The sequence below is a fragment of the Leptotrichia sp. OH3620_COT-345 genome (assembly GCF_003932895.1).
GTDB lineage: Bacteria > Fusobacteriota > Fusobacteriia > Fusobacteriales > Leptotrichiaceae > Pseudoleptotrichia.
The window spans coordinates 1-19,558 of sequence record NZ_RQYW01000011.1 but is presented as its reverse complement, the minus strand read 5'-3'; the positions used below and the strand labels follow the sequence as shown (position 1 = coordinate 19,558).

The 19,558-nt window shown below is 32.7% G+C and carries 25 protein-coding genes; all 25 read left to right on the top strand.

The genetic code is table 11. The annotated features are described in order from the left end of the window. Positions 1 to 116: 116 nt before the first annotated feature. On the top strand, positions 117 to 581 hold the full coding sequence (locus EII29_RS07605; RefSeq protein WP_125236938.1) for a DNA methyltransferase: 465 nt from the start codon (positions 117 to 119) through the stop codon (positions 579 to 581). Next, the gene (locus EII29_RS07600; protein ID WP_125236937.1) at positions 574 to 1,266 is read left to right on the top strand and encodes a hypothetical protein; all 693 of its coding nucleotides are present in this window, start codon (positions 574 to 576) and stop codon (positions 1,264 to 1,266) included. The genes EII29_RS07605 and EII29_RS07600 overlap by 8 nt, the downstream gene beginning before the upstream one ends. Beyond that, a complete protein-coding gene (locus tag EII29_RS07595) occupies positions 1,263 to 2,594 on the top strand; it encodes a PBSX family phage terminase large subunit (protein WP_125236936.1) in 1,332 nt (443 codons plus the stop codon). Before EII29_RS07600 ends, EII29_RS07595 begins: the two co-directional genes overlap by 4 nt. Before the next feature lies 1 nt (position 2,595). Next, a complete protein-coding gene (locus tag EII29_RS07590) occupies positions 2,596 to 3,849 on the top strand; it encodes a phage portal protein (protein ID WP_158612484.1) in 1,254 nt (417 codons plus the stop codon). Further along, a complete protein-coding gene (locus EII29_RS07585; protein ID WP_158612483.1) occupies positions 3,818 to 4,558 on the top strand; it encodes a phage minor head protein in 741 nt (246 codons plus the stop codon). The genes EII29_RS07590 and EII29_RS07585 overlap by 32 nt, the downstream gene beginning before the upstream one ends. Before the next feature lie 10 nt (positions 4,559 to 4,568). Then, positions 4,569 to 6,224, top strand: coding sequence for a phage major capsid protein (locus EII29_RS07580; RefSeq protein ID WP_125236933.1), 1,656 nt, complete (start codon positions 4,569 to 4,571; stop codon positions 6,222 to 6,224). 11 nt (positions 6,225 to 6,235) lie between these two features. Further along, complete coding sequence (locus EII29_RS07575; protein ID WP_125236932.1) at positions 6,236 to 6,778, top strand: hypothetical protein; 543 nt, start codon at positions 6,236 to 6,238, stop codon at positions 6,776 to 6,778. After that, the gene (locus EII29_RS07570; protein ID WP_125236931.1) at positions 6,771 to 7,223 is read left to right on the top strand and encodes a hypothetical protein; all 453 of its coding nucleotides are present in this window, start codon (positions 6,771 to 6,773) and stop codon (positions 7,221 to 7,223) included. Before EII29_RS07575 ends, EII29_RS07570 begins: the two co-directional genes overlap by 8 nt. Before the next feature lies 1 nt (position 7,224). After that, a complete protein-coding gene (locus EII29_RS07565; protein WP_125236930.1) occupies positions 7,225 to 7,557 on the top strand; it encodes a hypothetical protein in 333 nt (110 codons plus the stop codon). Next, complete coding sequence (locus EII29_RS07560; RefSeq protein ID WP_125236929.1) at positions 7,554 to 8,030, top strand: hypothetical protein; 477 nt, start codon at positions 7,554 to 7,556, stop codon at positions 8,028 to 8,030. Before EII29_RS07565 ends, EII29_RS07560 begins: the two co-directional genes overlap by 4 nt. After that, on the top strand, positions 8,023 to 9,063 hold the full coding sequence (locus tag EII29_RS07555) for a hypothetical protein (RefSeq protein WP_125236928.1): 1,041 nt from the start codon (positions 8,023 to 8,025) through the stop codon (positions 9,061 to 9,063). Before EII29_RS07560 ends, EII29_RS07555 begins: the two co-directional genes overlap by 8 nt. A gap of 10 nt (positions 9,064 to 9,073) precedes the next feature. After that, positions 9,074 to 9,505 carry a hypothetical protein gene (locus EII29_RS07550; RefSeq protein ID WP_125236927.1) on the top strand — a complete coding sequence of 144 codons (432 nt, stop codon included), beginning with the start codon at positions 9,074 to 9,076 and terminating at the stop codon, positions 9,503 to 9,505. A 13-nt stretch (positions 9,506 to 9,518) separates the two neighbouring features. Continuing rightward, positions 9,519 to 9,905 carry a hypothetical protein gene (locus tag EII29_RS07545; RefSeq protein ID WP_125236926.1) on the top strand — a complete coding sequence of 129 codons (387 nt, stop codon included), beginning with the start codon at positions 9,519 to 9,521 and terminating at the stop codon, positions 9,903 to 9,905. A 157-nt stretch (positions 9,906 to 10,062) separates the two neighbouring features. Continuing rightward, positions 10,063 to 12,495, top strand: a complete 2,433-nt coding sequence (locus EII29_RS07540; protein WP_125236925.1) for a hypothetical protein — start codon at positions 10,063 to 10,065, stop codon at positions 12,493 to 12,495. Between the two features lie 4 nt (positions 12,496 to 12,499). Continuing rightward, complete coding sequence (locus EII29_RS07535; protein WP_125236924.1) at positions 12,500 to 13,177, top strand: phage baseplate protein; 678 nt, start codon at positions 12,500 to 12,502, stop codon at positions 13,175 to 13,177. Next, positions 13,159 to 13,527, top strand: coding sequence for a hypothetical protein (locus tag EII29_RS07530; protein WP_148096410.1), 369 nt, complete (start codon positions 13,159 to 13,161; stop codon positions 13,525 to 13,527). The genes EII29_RS07535 and EII29_RS07530 overlap by 19 nt, the downstream gene beginning before the upstream one ends. Beyond that, positions 13,517 to 14,308, top strand: coding sequence for a hypothetical protein (locus tag EII29_RS07525; protein ID WP_125236922.1), 792 nt, complete (start codon positions 13,517 to 13,519; stop codon positions 14,306 to 14,308). Before EII29_RS07530 ends, EII29_RS07525 begins: the two co-directional genes overlap by 11 nt. Beyond that, a complete protein-coding gene (locus EII29_RS07520) occupies positions 14,274 to 14,654 on the top strand; it encodes a hypothetical protein (RefSeq protein ID WP_125236921.1) in 381 nt (126 codons plus the stop codon). The genes EII29_RS07525 and EII29_RS07520 overlap by 35 nt, the downstream gene beginning before the upstream one ends. Continuing rightward, positions 14,654 to 15,184 carry a Gp138 family membrane-puncturing spike protein gene (locus EII29_RS07515; protein WP_125236920.1) on the top strand — a complete coding sequence of 177 codons (531 nt, stop codon included), beginning with the start codon at positions 14,654 to 14,656 and terminating at the stop codon, positions 15,182 to 15,184. Before EII29_RS07520 ends, EII29_RS07515 begins: the two co-directional genes overlap by 1 nt. Before the next feature lie 11 nt (positions 15,185 to 15,195). After that, a complete protein-coding gene (locus EII29_RS07510; RefSeq protein ID WP_125236919.1) occupies positions 15,196 to 15,573 on the top strand; it encodes a hypothetical protein in 378 nt (125 codons plus the stop codon). Beyond that, positions 15,561 to 16,688: a baseplate J/gp47 family protein gene (locus EII29_RS07505; protein ID WP_125236918.1), complete on the top strand. Its 1,128-nt coding sequence runs from the start codon at positions 15,561 to 15,563 to the stop codon at positions 16,686 to 16,688. The genes EII29_RS07510 and EII29_RS07505 overlap by 13 nt, the downstream gene beginning before the upstream one ends. After that, positions 16,678 to 17,325 carry a hypothetical protein gene (locus tag EII29_RS07500; RefSeq protein ID WP_125236917.1) on the top strand — a complete coding sequence of 216 codons (648 nt, stop codon included), beginning with the start codon at positions 16,678 to 16,680 and terminating at the stop codon, positions 17,323 to 17,325. Before EII29_RS07505 ends, EII29_RS07500 begins: the two co-directional genes overlap by 11 nt. A 9-nt stretch (positions 17,326 to 17,334) precedes the next feature. Next, a complete protein-coding gene (locus EII29_RS12705; RefSeq protein ID WP_199726055.1) occupies positions 17,335 to 18,381 on the top strand; it encodes a hypothetical protein in 1,047 nt (348 codons plus the stop codon). Positions 18,382 to 18,402: 21 nt separating this feature from the next. Further along, complete coding sequence (locus EII29_RS07490; protein WP_125236916.1) at positions 18,403 to 18,972, top strand: hypothetical protein; 570 nt, start codon at positions 18,403 to 18,405, stop codon at positions 18,970 to 18,972. Next, a complete protein-coding gene (locus tag EII29_RS07485; protein WP_125236915.1) occupies positions 18,972 to 19,502 on the top strand; it encodes a glycoside hydrolase family 108 protein in 531 nt (176 codons plus the stop codon). The genes EII29_RS07490 and EII29_RS07485 overlap by 1 nt, the downstream gene beginning before the upstream one ends. The last annotated feature ends 56 nt before the right edge of the window (positions 19,503 to 19,558 follow it).

The following is a 19,558-nucleotide window of genomic DNA, read 5'->3' as shown; positions in this document are numbered from 1 at the left end:
TTTTATAATTACGGTCATTTTTATTTAGTTCCTTCCTGAATTAATATAAAGAGTTTAAGAAGTAATAAAAAAATAAACGGTTGTGGTTGGTGGGAAAGTTTAAATTTGGAGGAAAAATGAAAATAGAAAAAATAAATATAAATGACATAAGCCCTATCATAATTGATGAAAACAATATGATACTTGCAGGACACGGGCGATACTTAGCATTGAAAAAATTAGGTTATGAGAATGTGCAGGTAATAAAGCACACTGATTTAACTGAAAAAAGGATAGGCAGTGTATGGACAGTGAGCAAAGACGCTTCAATAAATTATGTTCACCCGACTCAAAAGCCTGTTAAGTTATCAGCGATCGCCATTGAAAGCACGACAAAAGAAAATGAGATAGTGTTGGATTTGTTCGGTGGTAGTGGGAGTACATTATTAGCCTGTGAGCAACTAAATAGAAAAGCATATTTAATGGAATTAGAACCTAAGTGGGTGCAAGTAATAATAGAAAGATACTTAAGATTTACAGGAGAGGAAGAAGTAAAAATAAACGGAAAAACTGTAAATTGGGAAGAATATAAAAATGGATAAACAGGACTTAAGAGATCTATTAAGGAAGGAATACGAGAACGGTGCAGGAGTAACAGAGTTATCCCAAAAATACAACATAAGCATAAATACGATTAAGAGTTGGAGAAAAAGGGGTAACTGGAAAAAAAAACAAAAGAATGCACCCTCAACTAATGCACCCCCTAAGAGAAAAAATGCACCCCAAAAGATAAAGGGTGCAAATGAAAAAGAAATAAAAATAATTCAAGATGTCTTAGACGGTAAAAATAAAGAAGAAATAATGAAAGAAAACGGTATTTCACACACTACTTATTATAGAAAGTCTAAGAATGCAAGATGTCTAAGACTGGAACGCACCGAAAAGTATCTTGATAAGATAATAGATGAAGTGTATCCCGATTTAGAAAACTTGTTAAAGAATATTGAAATAAGTAAAAGGAACATACTTATAAATGCTTTAAAGGAAATAAAAGGGGAAACAGATGTTAAAAAAATTAATGATATAAAAAAGATATATGACAATATTAAATCAATGGGAAACGATTTAATAAGAACAGGGAAACTTTTGACTTCATTCGAGCTTCTGGAAATAGACCAGCAACTTTCAAATGAGGAGCTACAGCTGGAGAAAATAGAAGTTGAAAAGAGTAAGAATAAAATCAACAATGAAGATACGAAAATAGAAATTGAGTTGATTGAAGTATGAGAATAAAAACTGAAATCAATAAGCACTTTAAGGAATTTATCAAAGATAATGAGAAGAGCGTTTATTTTTTACTAGGTGGCTATGGAAGCGGTAAGTCATATAACGCTGCGCTTAAATTGATAATAATGTCTGCTATGGAAAAAAGAAAGATATTAGTAGTCAGACAGGTAAAAGAGAATTTAAGAGGGAGTTGTTTTGCAGACTTGGAAAGTAGTATTGAAACGTTAGAATTAAATAACTACTTCTATAGAACAACAAGTCCTTTAAGCATTAAATGCACGATAACAGGCAGTGAATTTATTTTTAGAGGATTAGATGATGTAAGGAAGATAAAGTCAATCAAAGATATTGACACAATCTGGATAGAAGAGTCAGACGAGATTGATTTCAAATCATTTAAGGAACTTAAAGCGAGATTGCGTTCAGTAAGAAACAGGAACGTAATTATACTCACTACTAATCCAAATGAGTATGGAGTGTGGACATATAAATACCTTATGTCAATACTCGATAAAGCTGGAAAGACTGAACTGGATTTATACAACGAAAGAATTATAAATATAGTTGAAGAAACAAAATTAAAAAGTGGGAAAGTATACAGTGAAAATATATATCTACATCATTCAGTATACAGCGACAATAAATTTCTTCCTGATGACTTTATAGCATTGCTGGAAAACGAAACAGATGATTTCCAACGGGCGATAAAGACACTGGGAAGATTTGGAAGTTCAGGGCAGAACATTTTTAGAAACATCAGACATATGGATCAGCAGAGAATAGAAAAAATAATTGCTGATAAATGGAACAGGTACACAGGCTTTGATTTTGGATTTGAGCATTCTTATAACGCGATTGTAAGAATGGTAATTGATGAAGAATTGAATGACCTGTACATTTATGAGGAATTTTATCAGAATAAGTTAACAGATCCTGAAATGTTAGAAACGGAAATAATACAAAAAATGATTGAAGAGAGCGAAGTTATATATGCGGACAGTGCAGAGCCTAAAGCGATAGCTTTCTACAACGTGAATGGTCTTTTGATTAATGCTGTTAAAAAGACAGCCGATGTAAGCAAGTCAGGAGTTAAGAAAATACAGTCTTTCAGAAATATATTTATTGATAAAAATGTGTGTCCGAATACATACAGAGAATTAACAGAAATGAAATGGTATTTGGATAAAAACGGACTTATTTCTAAAAATCCGAAGACACAAAAACCATTTAACATTGACCCACACACGTTTGACGCTATCAAATACGGAATAAGTGAATACACTCCGTACATTTTAAATAAAGACTACTATAAAAGAAAGGAGGAATAAATTGTTTGGTTTAAATTTTTTAAGAAAAAATAAACAGCAAATAATTTCTATAAATGAGTTTGGGAGAATATTTGACGGATTTTATAAGCAGGACAGTGAGAAGTTTTTGAATGAATTATATGACAATCCTTTTACATCAAGTGCAATAACTAGGATTAACGAGGCTATCAACAATCTTGTGTGGAGTACTTACAAGAAAGGACACAACGATAATATAACAGAAGTTAAAGATAGTTATGTCAACAGGACAATAAGAAGTCCGTCAAAAATATTAAATACGGATCAGCTGATTAATTATTTTTCGCTCTACTACATAATATATGGCGAATTACTTGTGTTAAGGCAAGATTTATTCACAAAATCTGAAATTATTCTTTTAAAAAAAGGAACGTATACAGTTGAATATGACGACCAAAACGTTCTGAATGGAATAAAAAGAATAAGAATAGGAATGAAAGAATACACAGGAAAACAGCTGGAACAGTTCACATATATTAAAAGCATTAATATATATGACAATGTTGCTGGTGCAGGGCACGGAATAAGCAAAGTCAAGTCATTAACAATGCTACATGCATATTATTGTTATATTACAGCCTGGAACGTTGGAATATTGAAGAATGGTGGTAAAAGGGAAATAATAGCACTGGTTAAACAGTTTCTTAGTCCTAAAAAGAAACAGGAACTTATGGAAGATATAAAAGAAAAATCAGGTGCAAAGAATACAGGAGTTCCTCTTATATTAGATGGAACAGATATTGACATAAGGAACGGAGATTTTACACCGAGAGATTTTGACTTTTTAACAGCATTAGATGAAATAAGGAACATTACAGCCAGTGTTCTGAATGTTCCTAGTATTCTTATAGGAGATAGGACGAACAGTAAATTCAACAACTACAAAGAGGCTAAAAAGGATTTATATACCGAAAACATAATTCCAATGGCTGAACAGATTGCCGAACATCTGAACGAAATATTTAAGGATAAGCTCGGACCGAACGAACGTATTGATTTTGATACTTCAAAGATTGAGGTTTTAAAAGAAGACAGGAATACAAAAATGGAAAGGCTGAACAATATCAGCTATTTAACCATAAATGAGAAAAGAGCAGAGCTGGAATATCCTCCTGTCGAAAATGGCGATGATATTTTAATAAATACAGGAACGACATCATTAAAAGAAATTTATGGAGATGTAAAGCCAGTTGAGGAGGAAGATGATGGCGAAAAAGCAGAAAACGAAGAAAATTAAGCTGACTAATTCACAGAAAAAAATAATTGCAAAAAGGCAGCTGAAAATGAGAAACAGGCTTATTTTAAGACAGTTTGGAAGATTAAGGACTGTCTTTAAACAGTTAAGAGGCGAAATAGATCCTGATGAACAATTATTTATAAGTGAGTTAGCATGGGAAACATTTAGCACACAGTTATACAATCAGCTAAAAAAAGGAATGCTTGAAACAGTCAATGAAACAACAAGTTTTCTAGTAACTCATAGAAATGTCAGTAAAGAGCTTATTCCTGCTATTAAAAACGACACTTTGAAGAAGTTTAGCGAAAAGGTAATGGCTCAAAAGGTAACAAATGTAACTCAAACTACTAAAAATACAATTAACAAAATAATTGTAAAAGGACAAGCAAGCGGAACAAATATTAAAGAAATAGCAAAGGAAATAACTGAAAAAGTTAAAGGAATGGAAAAAACAAGGGCAATGGTAATAGCTAGAACTGAAACAGCAACGACATCAACGACAACATATTTAGAGGGACTTATAAAGGCGGGTTTGCCAAAAACATGGCGTCACGTTGGAGGAGGCAAAACTGACAGACCAACTCATTTAGCTCTTGATAATGTAACAATTGAGGACGCTAGTGAACCATTTTCTAATGGAATGATGTGCCCTCATGATTTAAATGCAGACGTAAGTGAATTGATACGTTGTCATTGTGAATTAGTGTAAAGGAGGGAATATGGAAAAATTTAATAAAAGTGTCGAAATGGTATTAAAAAAAGACACAGAAGAAAAAGGAATAATCGAAGGACAGTTAATAACTCACAGTGTTATTGATAGTTACGGAGATTATTTCGATAAACAAGCATTGGATAAAGTAAATAAAGATAAAACTTATTTTTTACTGCATATGCACGAATGGAGCAAAGAACTTGGAACATTAAAGGTATATCAGGACGAAAAAGGAAATCTTAAATTTACAGCTAAACTTGATTTGTCTACTGATGAAAATGGAAATGCGATAAATAAGGACGCACAAAAAGTTTATTCGATGATGAAAAGCGGAGCAAATTACGAAATGTCGGTCGGTGGATTTCTGAAACAAAGGGAATGGGGAAAGATACAGACTGATAAAGGCGAAGTTGACGCAAGAATAATAAAAGAAATTGATGTTGTTGAGGGGAGTGTTGTATTAAAAGGAGCAGTGCCTGACGCAACAGTAACAACAGTTAAAAATGACAAAGGAGATGAAAATATGAATTTAGAAAATTTAGAAAAAGGGATTAACAAAAACACAGAAGAAATTGAAAAAGCGGGACAAAAATTAACAGAATTAGAAGAAAAAGCTAATAAAATAGCTGAATTAGAAGAAAAACTTAATAAATCAAGTGAAGAAATGGAAAAAATGGCTGGAGCATTAGATGAAGTAATGAGAAAAGGAATGGAAAATCCTGAAACAGTAAATAAGGCACAGAATGAAGCTTTTGAAAAATATTTAAGAACAGGAGATAAAAGCATTGAGGGATTAGAAAAAGCTGCAATAGGAACAGGACAGGCAACAGTATTAATTCCAACTATATTATCACATGAAATACTGAAAGAAACTAAAGAAGTTTCAAATTTCCTAATGCAAGGGAAGGTTTATCAAGGTAGTGGTGACTATATAAAAATACCTGTCAGAAATGATATAACGCCAGCTAACCAAATTGTCAAAGAGGGACAAGGGAATACGCAAGACGGAGCTTTGGCGTACACTCATAAAGAATTAAGAGCAGGATATAGACAGGTTAGATATCCAATTACTGATGAGTTGGTGCAAGATAGTGCTTTTGATATGGTAGGAGAACTTAAAGAGGCAATATCAGAAGAATTCGGACAAACATTATCTGATTTAACAGTAAAAGGGACATATAATGCTTCTACAGAACAGTACATTGAGGGATTTTTAACAAATACAGCTATAACAGGTGCAGCTATTACGTCAGCAACAACTAAAAAAGTAACAGCTGATGACTTAGTAAAACTGGAAACAGGAATGAAAGCAAGTTACAGACAAGGGGCAGCTTACTTTGTTTCGCCTAAACTTTACGAAGAAATGAAGTTGTGGAAAGACGCTGATGGAAGATTTTTGTGGGCTAACATCATAGAGGGAGCAACAATGAAATTCAATGGATACCCAGTATATGTTGAAGAGTTCCTTGAAGACATAGACACTGGGAAATATCCAGCTGTATTTTGTGACTTTAAAAAAGGTTATGCTTATTACTTGAAAAAAGGATTTGAGCAGGAACTGCACAGAAACGTGAACGAAAGAACAACAGAATATTACACAAGAATTAGAATAGGTGGAGGAGTAATAAGACCTAAGGCGTTCTCTGTACTGAAAGTAAAATAGGAGTGATTTGAATGTTAATCACAATAGAAGACTATAAAAAAATAACGGGTAAGACCTTAGCTGATGAAGAATTGGCTAAGGTTGAAACTTTGTTAATGGCAGTTGTCGGTCACATTGAAAATATACTTGGATACGAGCTTGAAGAACATGAAATTGTTGAATTTTATCCTTATATGAAAAATATATATTTAAATCATAGACCAGTCATAAAAGTCACAAATGTTTTTATATCAGGAGAAAGTGACAAAGAAATGCGTAATTTTAGGTATGGCAAAAGTTCAAATTTTATAACTCTTATAAAATACAGAGAATGTCCGTGTTGTTACAGGCAAGAAAAAGAAGTAGAAATAACTTATACAGCAGGATACAAAGAACTCCCAGACTGGCTTAAATTTGAAATAGTCGGACTTGTAGATGACTTTATAAATAGCTTTGACGAAGAAATAAGCAAATATACAAGCTACAAGATAGATGACATAGCTTATTCAATGAGAGATATGCTGACAACTAGGAACGATAAGCTGAATAACATAGCGAGGTTGATATATGGCTAGTATAGTTGAAGAGTTAGGAGATTTGGAAAAGCTGCAAAAGGAACTGGAGTATTTACAGACACATGCTGTAAAAGTTGGAGTATTAGGAAATGGCAGTGCTGATGGAGTTTCTGTACAGGACTATGCGATATTTAACGAATATGGAACAAGCCATATTCCAAAAAGACCATTTTTCAGATTATCTGTTGGGACTGAAAATGCACAGAATAGAATTAAAGAATATATGAACATGCAGATTGAAATGATTATACAGGGAGAAATTTCAGGACAAGAGGCATATGAGAAACTGGGTTCATTTGTTGTTCAGAAAATAAAGAAGACGATAATGAACGGAGATTTTGCACCGCTTAATCCAAAAACTATAAAGAGGAAAAGACATAGTAGACCACTTATAGATACCCGCTCGCTAATCAATTCAATTTCTTATGAGATTGTAGGTGTATAGAATGGCACATAAGACATTTATTCCAAAGCGTTTTTTTAGCAAGTGTAAGATATCAAAGAAAACTAGCGAGTGGATTAATTCAGAGCTGGTTGAAGTTGATGAAAGCAAGGAGTTCGAGGGAGCTGTATTAAATTTAGGTAGACAGGATATAAAAATGCTATCTGACCAGGGAATACAGGTTACACTAGATAGTAAAAAAATATACTGTTACATAGATATTGAGCCAAAACAAACCATTGAATTTGAGGGCAACAGCTACATTGTAACAACTGCTAGAAATTATATGAAACATGATAAGCTTAGAGTTTATTACATTGAGAGGGTACAGGAATGAAAAATGAGAAATTAAGAAAATTATTGGCTAGTTTTGTAGACTTTCAGATTATACGTGACGATTATATAGCTAAAAAACCGCAAGAATGTGCTGTAATGCACACAGTAAGTCTGACAAAATCAGCTTATAGTGCATACAGGACTGTAGAAACAACAGAAGAAAGCATTAAGGAACAGGCAACAAGGCTTGTTTATGCTTATTTTCAAATTGATTTCTATGCTCCAACGCAGGCAAGGGCAGAAGAAATGGCAAGTGAATTGCTTGAAGTAATAGTATTTAAAAAAAGGCACGAACTTGTCAGAAGTGGTTTTGGATTAAGTGAAGATGAAATAGAAATAAAGGACTTAACTTTCCTTGAGGGTAGCCAATATATTTACAGATTCAGCTTTGATGTAGAAATAAACTGGCGAGAAACAAGCGAAAGAGTAAGACAGTTAATAAAAGATGTAAAAGTGGAGGTAGAAAATGGCTAGAAAAAAAGTAAAAGTAGTAGTAAATAGACCTAGAAAACCTTTAGTAATGGGAGATTTTAGTAAAATTTTATTTATCACTAAAGAGGCAGACAAGGACTATAAAAGATACACAACTTTAAAGGAAGTTGAAACGGATTTTGGAAATACTTCATTAATGTATAAAGGAATAAATACATTCCTTTCGCAAGAGGATTTTGATGGCAATAGATTACAGCCTGAACAATGGTTTTGTGTAGGTAAAACAACACCTAATGAGGCATTCTTAAACGGATTGCCTGAGGGTGAATTTTATGGAGTGGTTGTGGCATTCTATGACAAGGCATTTATAGCGTTACTATCGAAATATCTGACTAGAACTGGAAAGTTTGGAGTAGTTCTTAATACAGATGGAGATAAGACCCCTGAAAATATAAGGGAAAGTAAGAGAATATATTACATGTTCGGAACAGAGGGAAAAGATAACCTCGACATTTTTGGACTGCCAGCATGGACATTCGTTCAAGGTATAAACGGGCGTTGGTCTGACAGAAGAATTTTAGGTGTAGAGCCTAGCTGTAATGACACAACTAAGTCAGCAAAGCTAGACGAACTATTTATAAACTACACAGAAAGCAGAGTTGGATTTAATGCTGTTACGAGTGGCTCATGGTGTGCTGATGGAATTACACACGCAGACCAGACTATTAAAATAGATGCAATAACTCATGCTATTGATACTAATTTAAACAGGCTCTTAATAATGCGTAAAAATACAACAATGGATTCAGACGGAATTCCAAGTATTGAGGACATGTTAATTAGAGCTATGACAGAATTAGGAAAGCAGGGAGCATTTGCGAAGAGTAACAATGGAGAATACTTATTTAAAGTTACCGTTCCAAATATAGAAGATACATCAGCAACTACAGGACTGACTGTAGATGACTATATAAATAGAGTGTTAAGAAATGTAAAAATAAATTTTACACTTTCAACAGAAATTGAAGAAATTGAAGTTGAGCTGGTATGGCACGATGAGCCAATAACAATATAGGAGGTAGAAAATGGGTAATAATTTTTTAGAAAAATCAGTTGATTTAAGTAAAGTGGATTTAATTATAACTTTCCCGGGAATAGGAACTTATATGATAAAAGAAGCTAAAGAGATTAATAATAATCCAACTGAAGATTCGCACACAATGGGAGACCCTGACATCAAAGGGAATGTTCCGACAATTCAGACAAGAGTAACAAAAAGGGAAATTAAAGTTACAACAGTAAAAGGATCAGATGATGACATCTTTTTAACTAAATGTAATAAAAATCCTGATGGGAAATTAGGAACATTAACATATATAGATAATACAGGAATGAACAAGGTAGTTGGAATAGGTTCAGGGGTATCTGTACAAAAAGGTGGAGAAAGAAAGAATAATACTAAAGATATCGAGATTGAATTTACAGTACAGGCTGCAAAATATGAAGAACAGGTATAGGAGGATATAAAAAATGGAAGATAAAAGAACAGAAACAATTGAGGAAACAAAAGAACAAAATAACGTATTTATTGATGAAATGGGAAGACTTAATATAAAAGGTCAGGAAATATACATCAATGAGGACGGAGATACAAAAGAAGTAGATTTCAGGCTAACTAAACCACAAAATACACAGATGTATCAGAAAGCATATTTAGATTTAGTTGCAAAATATGATTATTTAACTTTCGCTGGAATATTATTGCCAAAAATGGTTGAAAAACCAGTTGAAGCAAGAAAAGTAGACTTTTTCGAACATGATACTGAAGCTCTTGTTGAGATATGTGAGGTTATAGTTGACTACATGGGAAAGTCGAAAGAGAAGAAGAAAAGAAAATTAAACATGAAATTGAAATAGCAGGAGATGACTATGAAAACCCATTAATCAAAGCAAAATGGGAATTTATAGTCAGGAATAAAATTAAAGACCCTAACGTTGTTCTTGATATGAGCAATGTTAGGTTCTTTCAATGGATACAGGCTATCAATGATTTTGGTAAAAAGGAGTAATTAACATGGCAGGTAAAAATAAATTAGAGATTTTAATTAATGCAAAATCAAATGTAGACAGTGCAATAAATAAGATTAGAGGAAAAATGAGAAGTATTTTACCTGTTGCCGACAATGTTGAAAAGAAAGTTGGAAACATTGGAAATAATATACATGGTAGTGGAATACAGAAACTTAGAAGTAAGATGGTAAGCGTCCTGCCAACAGTTGGCAAGGTAAATGGAGTTATTTCAAGGCTTGGAAATAAAATAAATGCTAATGGTGTCAACAATCTAATTAATAGACTGGATAGAATTCCTTTTGTAGGGAAAAAGATTTCAGGAGTTTTTGACAAAACAAGAGACAAAATTAATAGAATTATTTTTTCAGCAAATCCGCTTGCTAACTCTTTCAAGGCAGTTGGAAAGGCAGTACAGAATGCTTTTAAATCTGGAATTCTTAGTAAGTTTACAGGAGCTATGAAAAAAGTCGGAAGTGGAGTTAAAAGTTTAGCTGGAAAATTCAATTTTTTAAAAAGTAATATAGCAAAATTAGCTGGAATGATAGGAATTGTAATTTCTTTAGGTGCGGCAGTTAACTTTGTTAAGGAATCCGTTAGCGCTTATCAACTACAGTCACAAAGTGAACAGAAACTACAGTCAAATATTCAGATAGTAGGAGCTTATAAGAAAAATCCTAATACTATGAACAAAGTATTTGAGGAATTTAAAGGAGAAGCAAGCAGAATACAAAGTAAAGGCGTGTATGGCGACGAACTTGTAATGGCTGGACAGGCACAGTTGTCAACATTCCAGCTGACTAACAAAGAGATTAATATGCTAATGCCTAAAATCGCCGATATAGTTGCTAACCAAAAAGGAATGAATGGAACTGCCGAGGACTTTTATGGAACAGCTAACATGATAGGAAAAGCAATGAGTACTGGACAATTAGCCGCATTGAGAAAAGTTGGAATTGCGTTAACAGATAATGAGGCAAAGCAATTCAAATCTTTAAATACTGCTCAAAGGGCGGCGATGATGCAACAGATACTAGAAAGAAATGTCGGTAATGTAAATGAAGCATTAGCAAATACTCCTGAGGGTAAAATTCAACAGGCTAAAAACTTATGGGGTGATATGCAGGAAGAAATAGGAAAAGCTGCAATTCAAATTGGTGGAAAGCTGGCTCCTGGAATAACAGCAATGATACCTTATGTCCAGCAGTTCGGTATACAGCTTGTGGAAAACTTAAGTAAAGGCTTTGATGTAGTTACACAGTTGTTTTCTAAATTGAATTTTGCTCCTTTAATGGGTCCACTTGCAACACTCGGAAATACAATTATGGGAATATTTAACTCCATGAGCGGTGGAAAAGGGCTGACAGATGGATTTGCAGGAGCGTTAAACGGATTAATTGCTTTTGGTGGAACGGTTGCAGGAGTAATTAACGGAGCTTTGCAAGGAATTAATTTTGAGCAAGTAGGACAGATAATAGGAAATATAGGAAATGCTTTTTCTACATTATTCCAGACTATTGATTTTGGAAGCATAGGAAATCTATTTGGAATGACATTTAATATAATAATGCAGGCATTAACTATGATAACACCTTTACTCGCACCAATTATGCAGACAATAGGAATGATAGTTAATTATGTTATTCAAGTTGCAACGGCAATAATGCCGATTATAGGAATAATAATTCAAATAGGAGCGGTATTGCTCGGAATAATAGTTCCCGTTGTACAGGTAGTAATAGGAATATTTATAGGAATGTCTTCAACGATAGTTGGCGTGTTTTCAACAATTATTGGGGTTGTTGCAAGTATAATGAGCGGTATTTTAGGAGTTGTTTCAGGAGTAATAAATGCCATAGGTGGAGTAATCAATCAAATTTCAATATTCTTTACTAATGCTTTTAACAAGGCAAAAAGCGTGGCACAGAGTGCCATAAATGGCATTAAAGGATTTATTGATGGATTGTTTGGAAAAATAGGTGAGCTTGGCGGAAAAATTTCCAATGCTGTATCTAAATTCAATATTTTTAAAGGATTTGGAATAGGAAAAAGTTATATTGGAGCTAAGTCCTGGAGAGGTGGACTGACTACAGTGGCTGAAAAAGGTGCGGAAATGATTAAACTTCCAGGCGGTCAGCAGTTCCTAGCAGGACATGAAATGCTCATGAATTTACCACAAGGTACTGAAATTTCAACAGCAGAGGCAACGAGAGGAATACTTGAAGATGGACTGAGTGGAATGAAAAAGACATTTAGTGCAAATGGTAAGGCTTCAACAACTAACAATTCAACAACGAATAAAGGCAACAACAATAAATATGTATTTTCTCCGACAATTGTTATTGAAAACACAGGAGAAAACGGCAATGAGCTAGAAAAAAAGGTCAAGAAAATTTTGAGAGAATTTTTTGACGACAGTTTCGCAATGATGGGAGGTTAGAGTAATGGATTTTAGCAATTTAAACGCAATGAAAAACAGTTCATTAGGTAAAATAGCATATAACAAAGCTAAAGAAAAAGGATTTAGCTTAGGATTGAACAGTTTTTTAGGAACAGCAGGAGCTGGAATTTATGGAGTTGCTTTAGCTCATTCGGATCAAGTAAATAATTTTTTTCAAAATAGATTTGGATTTAAACTCTTTGAAGACGCTGACAGATGTAAAATCAATGATATTCCACTTGAATGGGTACATATAACAAGTGATGATAGAAGTAGCAGCGTCAAGACGCATTCGCTTGAGGACAGGGACAGCACATTGATAAGCAGTAATGTATCGCATGGGAACAGAAAATACAATATTTCTGTTCTCCTTACTCAAATTGGAACTGAAAATCCTGAAGCGGTGTATGCTGAAATAGTGGAATTATGGCAAAAAAAGGAACTCTGTACAATTTCAACAAATGAAACAATAGAAGATATGGTTATCACTAAGGTTTCAAGGAACTATGAACATCAGACCGCTATAAAATTTGAAATAGACTTTGAAGTTCTTGAATTTGCTTATCTGATGAAAAAAGGTCAGGTTCTTGAATCTGAAAAAACTATTTTAAAAGAAGAACAGAAAACAGGAGTAGCAGGGACTAAAAACAGTGGCTTTGATTTTTGGGGGTTTCTGAAATGAGAATAGAAATAGATAAAAACAAAATACCTTATGTCTTTACATTTAAAAGCGGTAGTGAAATTTATTTACTTAGAATAAAGCATTTTAAGACTAATGATCGTATTTACGTTGACATAATGGACGAAGACGGAGAAATATTACTTGAAAATGAAAAACTTATCTGTGGAAGACCATTGGGCTGGTTTATGCTGGAAGATGACAATAAAAATATAAATAATGACTTCCTTAACTGTTATATAGTTCCACTTGCACAGGATAATAAAGAAATTCCAGTCACTTTTGAGAACTTCTGTGAAACTGTATTTCTTGAATACTTTGAGATAGAAGAGGATGAAGAAGATGTTGAATAAATTGTTTTTAGAAAGAACTGAAATAAAGATTGAAACAGATGATGGAGATTTAAATTTCATTTTTCCAAAAGATTTCAACTTAACAGATCCGCAAATAATTAACGGAGTAGAAATAAAATGGAACTATAAATCCGTTAATGAAGAGCCGAATGAATTTAACATTGAAATACACGGTTTGACAAATACTACAATAGCTAAAATCAAGCTTAAAAACGATATCAGACTTGTTGCAGGGTATGGAACAGATATTGGAGAGGTAGCAAGTGGAATAATTACTAAAAAAGAAGTTGAAAAAGGAACTTTAAAGCTTAAATGCCGAGAAGTTCCAGCTGATTTTAGAAAGCTTGTAAGTTCCGCATATGCTCCTGGAACTAATGCAAGTACAATAATTAATGATTTGGCTAGTAAATGCGGATTTACTGTAAAGCAATGTGAATTAAAGACTGACAAGGTATACAGCATAGGCGAAAGTATATTGGGCAGTGCTTTATATGAAATAAGTCAGATTGTCAAGGATTGTAACAGTCAGATGACAACAAAAAATGATTTTATTTATATATATCATGATGAAGTCGATACTGAAAAAGTCATTAAATTGAGCTATCAAAGTGGGCTACTGGAAGAACCTAAGCCTCAAAATGTTGAAGAAATAAGCTATAAAGTTGAAAAAGAAAACAAAGGAAAAACTTCAAAGTCTGGAAAATCTAAAAAAGGAAGTAAGAAATCCTCAAAAAAAGGGGGTAAAAATGGCAAAAAAGGAAAAGGGAAAAGCAAAAAATAATAAAAAAGAAGAAAAAAACAAGAATTCTAAAAAAGCTAAGGAAACTAAAAAGGATAAAAAAACAGAGAAAAAAGAAGAGCTTAAATATGATTATGAAGTCAAATGCTTACTAATTTATCAGTTAAAAAAAGGTGATCTAATTGAACTTATAAGCAATGAAATATCTACAATATGTCAGATTGTTGAAATATCTGATATAAGTGATTTTGTAATGACTTTAAAAGTAAGAGTAATTAATAACTCTTCTGATATTAAGAAAAACAATGCTGAAATAAAGCAAATCGAAAAGTCTGAAAACAAAAAAGGAAAAACTGTTCAGACGAAAAGAAAGGGGAAAAAGAAATAATGGAAGAATATTTAAAAGCCATGATTGGAAGAATAGATACCTCCATTATAGCTAAAATAACAAAGGTATATTCAAATGGCTTTGTAGATGTCGAGCCTGTAGCTGAATACAAGGAAGTTAATTTGCCCCCTATTTTGTATGTTCCGATGTGTCAGATTGGAAACAGAAACATAAATATCAAGCTAAATTTTAAGGATGGAGATATTGTTCCGCTGCTTATATGTAGTCGAGATATAAGCGGATACATTACTAAAGAAACTAGCATTGTTAATACTAACAAAAGACATAATCTGACAAACGCTATTGCTTTGCCAATTTTGATTTCTACTGATCTGACTGCTGTAGATATTCCTGAAAATATAGAGATAAACGGAGATGTTATTTTAAATGGCGATTTAACTGTAAACGGAAATACTGAAATAACAGGAAAATTAAAAGTTGGAAGTATTGAAAGCGGACCGATTAAAGCAGAAAGCATTGATACTGATAGTGGAGTGAGCAAAGGCGGAACTCCTTATATACATCCGTAGGAGTGTGATTTATGGATATAAAACTAAACAATGCAACAGGAGAAATATATGTTGAAAATGGAGATGTACAGTTTTTTCAAGTCAGAGAAAAGTATTTTGAAGTTATTCAGCAAATAGTATTGATGTTGCATGTAAGAGAGGGAGAGCTAGACTATGACACAGAATATGGCTTGAACTTTGAAAAGCTCTTTGGAACACATGGAAATGAAAATGAAGTGATAGAACATATAAGAAATAAAATCTACAATAATTTTAAGGATTATTTGAAAAGCTGCTTTGTTGAAGTCTATGAGTTTGAAAGAAGAAAATTGAAATTGAAAATAGGGCTTGTATTTGCAGATGATGAAAAAATGCTAATGGAAGGAGTTGGAATAGGTTGGCGAGAATAACAGTTAACACAGTACAGGACAATATGAATATATTGAATAATGAACTTAAATCATTACTGAAAGATGACCATTCTAACGATAAACGGAGTGCCTGGTTTATGCTTATGTTCCCTGTTGCTAGACTTATGAGAGTTAAGATGGAACGTCAGCAGATACAGGCAGATAAAATGAATTTGCTGAACTGTGAGGGAATAGAAATAGATGAACATCTTTCAAATAGTCCGTTTTTTTTCAAAAGGAAACAGGAAAGCAAGGCAACGGTAAATATTGAATTAATTGGAGGACTTAATGTTTCTCTTGAAATAGGAGATGTAATCGTTGAAGCAAACGACGGAACAAGATATACACTTTCGGAAAATGGAACACTGAATAATAAGACAACTTTTAAATTTGAATGTAATATTGCAGGAGAACAAGGAAACAAGGAAATGGGTAGCATTATAAAGCTCGTTAAAGTTGTTAATGGCGTATACGACTTTAAACAAAATGAAGTTGCAGCAGGGGGACAGGAACAGGAAACAGATAACGCTTATATAGAGCGTTGGTTTCTAAGCAGAAACGAAAGTGAATGGAATTTGGATGGAATAAGGGCTGAAATTCTAAAACAAGAGGGTGTTAAATCTGTCTATGCTGACGAAAATAAGACAATGTCAGTTGACACTAAAGGGCTAGAGCCGAAGTCAATTGTATTAATAGTAGACGGTGGAAGAAATGAGGATATAGCAAAAGCAATATGGAAAAAAAAGGATCAGGCTATTCAAATGAATGGAGATACTATTGTAACTGTCAAGGATAATCAGGGAATAGACAGAGAAGTGAGATTTTATAGACCGAAAAAAAGAGAAGTACAGGTAAAAATCGAGTTCCAAAAAGCTGATGGAGTAAATATTTTTGAAGAAAATTTAAGAGATATTGTTAAGGAATATATTAAATCTGTGAAAGTAGGAGAATATATTACAAGTTATAAATGTGAAAGTGAATTTATAAGAACAGTATACTCTGCAGAAAAGCTTTTAAATATAGATGTTTCTTTTAAGCTGAAAGAAACATCAGGAAACAATTTTGTCAAAGTATTGAAATTAGGTTTTAACGAGGTGGCGAAGTATGCAGAATAATTATGATTATTTACTGTCTAAATGCCCCTGGTGGCTTAAAAAAAACGAAAATGTACAGGCATTTTATAAAGCTGTAGCAAAACTTTTTGATGAAATTGATAACATTTATAATTTGCTGGAGAAACAGCATTTAATAGATTATGCGACAGGAGAGTTTTTGGACGACTTAGGCATTAAATTTAACGTCAGCAGAAACGGACAAACTGATGACAGATACAGAAACAGAATCAAACTGGCTATGAGGAAATATAAGTTAATTCCGAATTTAGAAACAATAAGCAATATCGGAGAAATGTTCACAGGATTAACTCCAGTCATAGAGTTGAATACTAATAACGAACATGCACTTTACGATGTCAAATTTGTAAGCGACAGAGATTATGATTATTCTTTGATTGATGAACTTGACTTAAATAGTATTGTTGGCGGTGGAGTTAAAGTAAATACTTTAAAATGTTTGGATAATTACATAGTTGGAATGAGATTTGGAAGAAAAACATTAGGTCAAAATGTAATTAAAAATGAAGTTAAGAGAAATCCTGTTTGTAATTTTTCTTATTCAGCATTTGGAAGATTTGGGAGAAATAAGCTAGGTCAATTTGATTTAGGAAAAGATAATATGATTAATTTAAAATAAGGAGGTAATATGGCTAAATTAACTAAATTTAAAGCACAACAAGTTGAATTTCCATCTCATTATAAAGTGGAAGATACAAATAGAGGAGATACTAAGATTAAAAATATAATTCCAGCTTTTGGAACTATAAGAGAAAACGGAACTCCTGAGACTGAAGAAATATATAACGGATTGCAGCTTGGAAACGTGCATACGTTACAGGCTAATAAAACAACAAATCTGAATATAGATTATTATGTCTGCAATTTGGAGGGGTTAACAGAATTTGGAGTAAATAATGACTTAAAATTAAGAATAAATGTTGATACTAAAAACACAAATACAACAACAAAATTAAGACTAAATAATGTTGATTACACGTTGCTAAAAGAATACAACGGAACTTTAAAGCAGATAGAGGCTGGAGACTTTAAACCTAACAAGTCATATGAATTAACATACAACGGAAATCAATTTGTAATAATAAATATTACTGAATATGGAACAGAATCAGATACAGTTTTAGAGGGAAAAAGACTGGCAGAAATAATTGGACTGGAATTTGGAGGAAATATTCAAGATATAGGAACAAAAACAGTAGGAAAATTCTATTATGATACCGGTACAAAACATTATTTTGAATGCGTGAGTAATAATAATTTAACTTATGTAGATGTTGCTAAATTTAAACCTATTTCTAACAAACCAATTTCGGATAAATTAGAAAACCTATATAGTTTTAGGCAAGAGGAAGTAAGGTTAAATAGTGCAAATGGATTAACACAACAAATTTTTAATCTTATTTCTGTTGGGAGTTTAAGAATAATTAGTTTTTCCAATCTTGGCGTAAAAAATGAATACGAAACTAAATTTGTAAATATCCCAGATTGGTTTTGCAAAAATGCAGTTACTTTAAATTTTTCTGCCGCAAATGGAACGGGCGGATCAGGCGGAGAAGTTGCAGAATGTTACTTTAATGCCACAGAAAGAAGTTTAAGTATTTATCCTAGTATAAGAAATGGTCATGTCGGAAACTTGCAAATGACAGGACAAGGAGTAACCGTAGCAAGAATTTAATAAAAATTAGGAGGTAAAAATATGAATGTAATGTATATTTATAAAAAGGATGATTTAGAGTTAATAGCACAACCCGTTATTACAACAGTAAATGAATTTAAGGAAAGTCCCGAAAAATTTTATCCCGATTGGAATAGTGAAACTATGGCATATTCTGAAACTTTATTAATTAATCCAATTATTGATAAAAATGGAGAATTGAGAGAAATGACAGAATATGAAAAAGCAAAAGCAGGAAAAATAACATTAAAAGAAGGGCAATACTTAGATGAGAGTAGCAAAATCATTATAACGGTGCCAAAACCTAATCCATACAGCGTATGGAAAAATACTATATGGGAAGAAGATAAAGTTTTAAAATTACAATATTTAAAAGATGAACGTTATAAAAAACAACAAGAATATTTAAGATATAAACATGAGTTGGAAGAAAAACAAAAGGAAAAAACAGAATTTGAAGAGCTCGGGTTTGACACTTCTGAAACAGAAGAAAGAATTATAGAAATAAATGCAGAAATGGATTTGTTGAAAAAGGAAATAACTAAATTAAGTAAAGAAATAAAAACATTGGAAAAGGAGGTGAAAGAGTAATGGAACAAAGATTTAAAAAAATATTTGAGTATCTACTTAAAGTAGAGGGTGGATACAGTAACGATAAATATGACAGCGGGGGGAAAACAAAATATGGAATAATAGAAGTTGAAGCTCGGAGATACGGCTATAAGGGACATATGAGAGATATGCCGATATCCATAGCTGAAGATATCTATAGAAAGAAATACTTTTTAGGAAATCGGTTAAATGAAGTGGTAAACGACAAAATATCCTTATCTATATGCGACTGGATTGTAAATTCTGGCAACTGGGGAGCAAAAAAGGCACAACAGGCGATTAATTTAATAGAGGGTAGACAAGTGTTAGCTACAGACGGGAAAATAGGAAATAACACCCTTTTTGCCCTGAATAACGTAAATTCTGAAAAGTTTTTACAAGTTTACCACGACTTACAAAGAAAGTTTTACAGAAGCATTGTATCAAGCAGACCAACACAAAAAGTTTTCCTTAAAGGTTGGCTAAATAGGGTTGATAGAAAAGAAAAATTTATAAAAAATAATTTTTAAATAAAAAACAGGAGATGATTCAAATGAAAGAATTTTTATTACAAATTGTAAATGGA

Excerpts from the sequence above, each read along its gene's own strand:
- EII29_RS07605 (WP_125236938.1), top strand. The coding sequence starts at position 117 with ATGAAAATAGAAAAAATAAATATAAATGACATAAGCCCTATCATAATT.
- EII29_RS07600 (WP_125236937.1), top strand. The coding sequence starts at position 574 with ATGGATAAACAGGACTTAAGAGATCTATTAAGGAAGGAATACGAGAAC.
- EII29_RS07595 (WP_125236936.1), top strand. The coding sequence starts at position 1,263 with ATGAGAATAAAAACTGAAATCAATAAGCACTTTAAGGAATTTATCAAA.
- EII29_RS07585 (WP_158612483.1), top strand. The coding sequence starts at position 3,818 with ATGGCGAAAAAGCAGAAAACGAAGAAAATTAAGCTGACTAATTCACAG.
- EII29_RS07580 (WP_125236933.1), top strand. The coding sequence starts at position 4,569 with ATGGAAAAATTTAATAAAAGTGTCGAAATGGTATTAAAAAAAGACACA.
- EII29_RS07575 (WP_125236932.1), top strand. The coding sequence starts at position 6,236 with ATGTTAATCACAATAGAAGACTATAAAAAAATAACGGGTAAGACCTTA.
- EII29_RS07570 (WP_125236931.1), top strand. The coding sequence starts at position 6,771 with ATGGCTAGTATAGTTGAAGAGTTAGGAGATTTGGAAAAGCTGCAAAAG.
- EII29_RS07565 (WP_125236930.1), top strand. The coding sequence starts at position 7,225 with ATGGCACATAAGACATTTATTCCAAAGCGTTTTTTTAGCAAGTGTAAG.
- EII29_RS07560 (WP_125236929.1), top strand. The coding sequence starts at position 7,554 with ATGAAAAATGAGAAATTAAGAAAATTATTGGCTAGTTTTGTAGACTTT.
- EII29_RS07555 (WP_125236928.1), top strand. The coding sequence starts at position 8,023 with ATGGCTAGAAAAAAAGTAAAAGTAGTAGTAAATAGACCTAGAAAACCT.
- EII29_RS07550 (WP_125236927.1), top strand. The coding sequence starts at position 9,074 with ATGGGTAATAATTTTTTAGAAAAATCAGTTGATTTAAGTAAAGTGGAT.
- EII29_RS07545 (WP_125236926.1), top strand. The coding sequence starts at position 9,519 with ATGGAAGATAAAAGAACAGAAACAATTGAGGAAACAAAAGAACAAAAT.
- EII29_RS07540 (WP_125236925.1), top strand. The coding sequence starts at position 10,063 with ATGGCAGGTAAAAATAAATTAGAGATTTTAATTAATGCAAAATCAAAT.
- EII29_RS07535 (WP_125236924.1), top strand. The coding sequence starts at position 12,500 with ATGGATTTTAGCAATTTAAACGCAATGAAAAACAGTTCATTAGGTAAA.
- EII29_RS07525 (WP_125236922.1), top strand. The coding sequence starts at position 13,517 with ATGTTGAATAAATTGTTTTTAGAAAGAACTGAAATAAAGATTGAAACA.
- EII29_RS07520 (WP_125236921.1), top strand. The coding sequence starts at position 14,274 with ATGGCAAAAAAGGAAAAGGGAAAAGCAAAAAATAATAAAAAAGAAGAA.
- EII29_RS07515 (WP_125236920.1), top strand. The coding sequence starts at position 14,654 with ATGGAAGAATATTTAAAAGCCATGATTGGAAGAATAGATACCTCCATT.
- EII29_RS07510 (WP_125236919.1), top strand. The coding sequence starts at position 15,196 with ATGGATATAAAACTAAACAATGCAACAGGAGAAATATATGTTGAAAAT.
- EII29_RS07500 (WP_125236917.1), top strand. The coding sequence starts at position 16,678 with ATGCAGAATAATTATGATTATTTACTGTCTAAATGCCCCTGGTGGCTT.
- EII29_RS12705 (WP_199726055.1), top strand. The coding sequence starts at position 17,335 with ATGGCTAAATTAACTAAATTTAAAGCACAACAAGTTGAATTTCCATCT.
- EII29_RS07490 (WP_125236916.1), top strand. The coding sequence starts at position 18,403 with ATGAATGTAATGTATATTTATAAAAAGGATGATTTAGAGTTAATAGCA.
- EII29_RS07485 (WP_125236915.1), top strand. The coding sequence starts at position 18,972 with ATGGAACAAAGATTTAAAAAAATATTTGAGTATCTACTTAAAGTAGAG.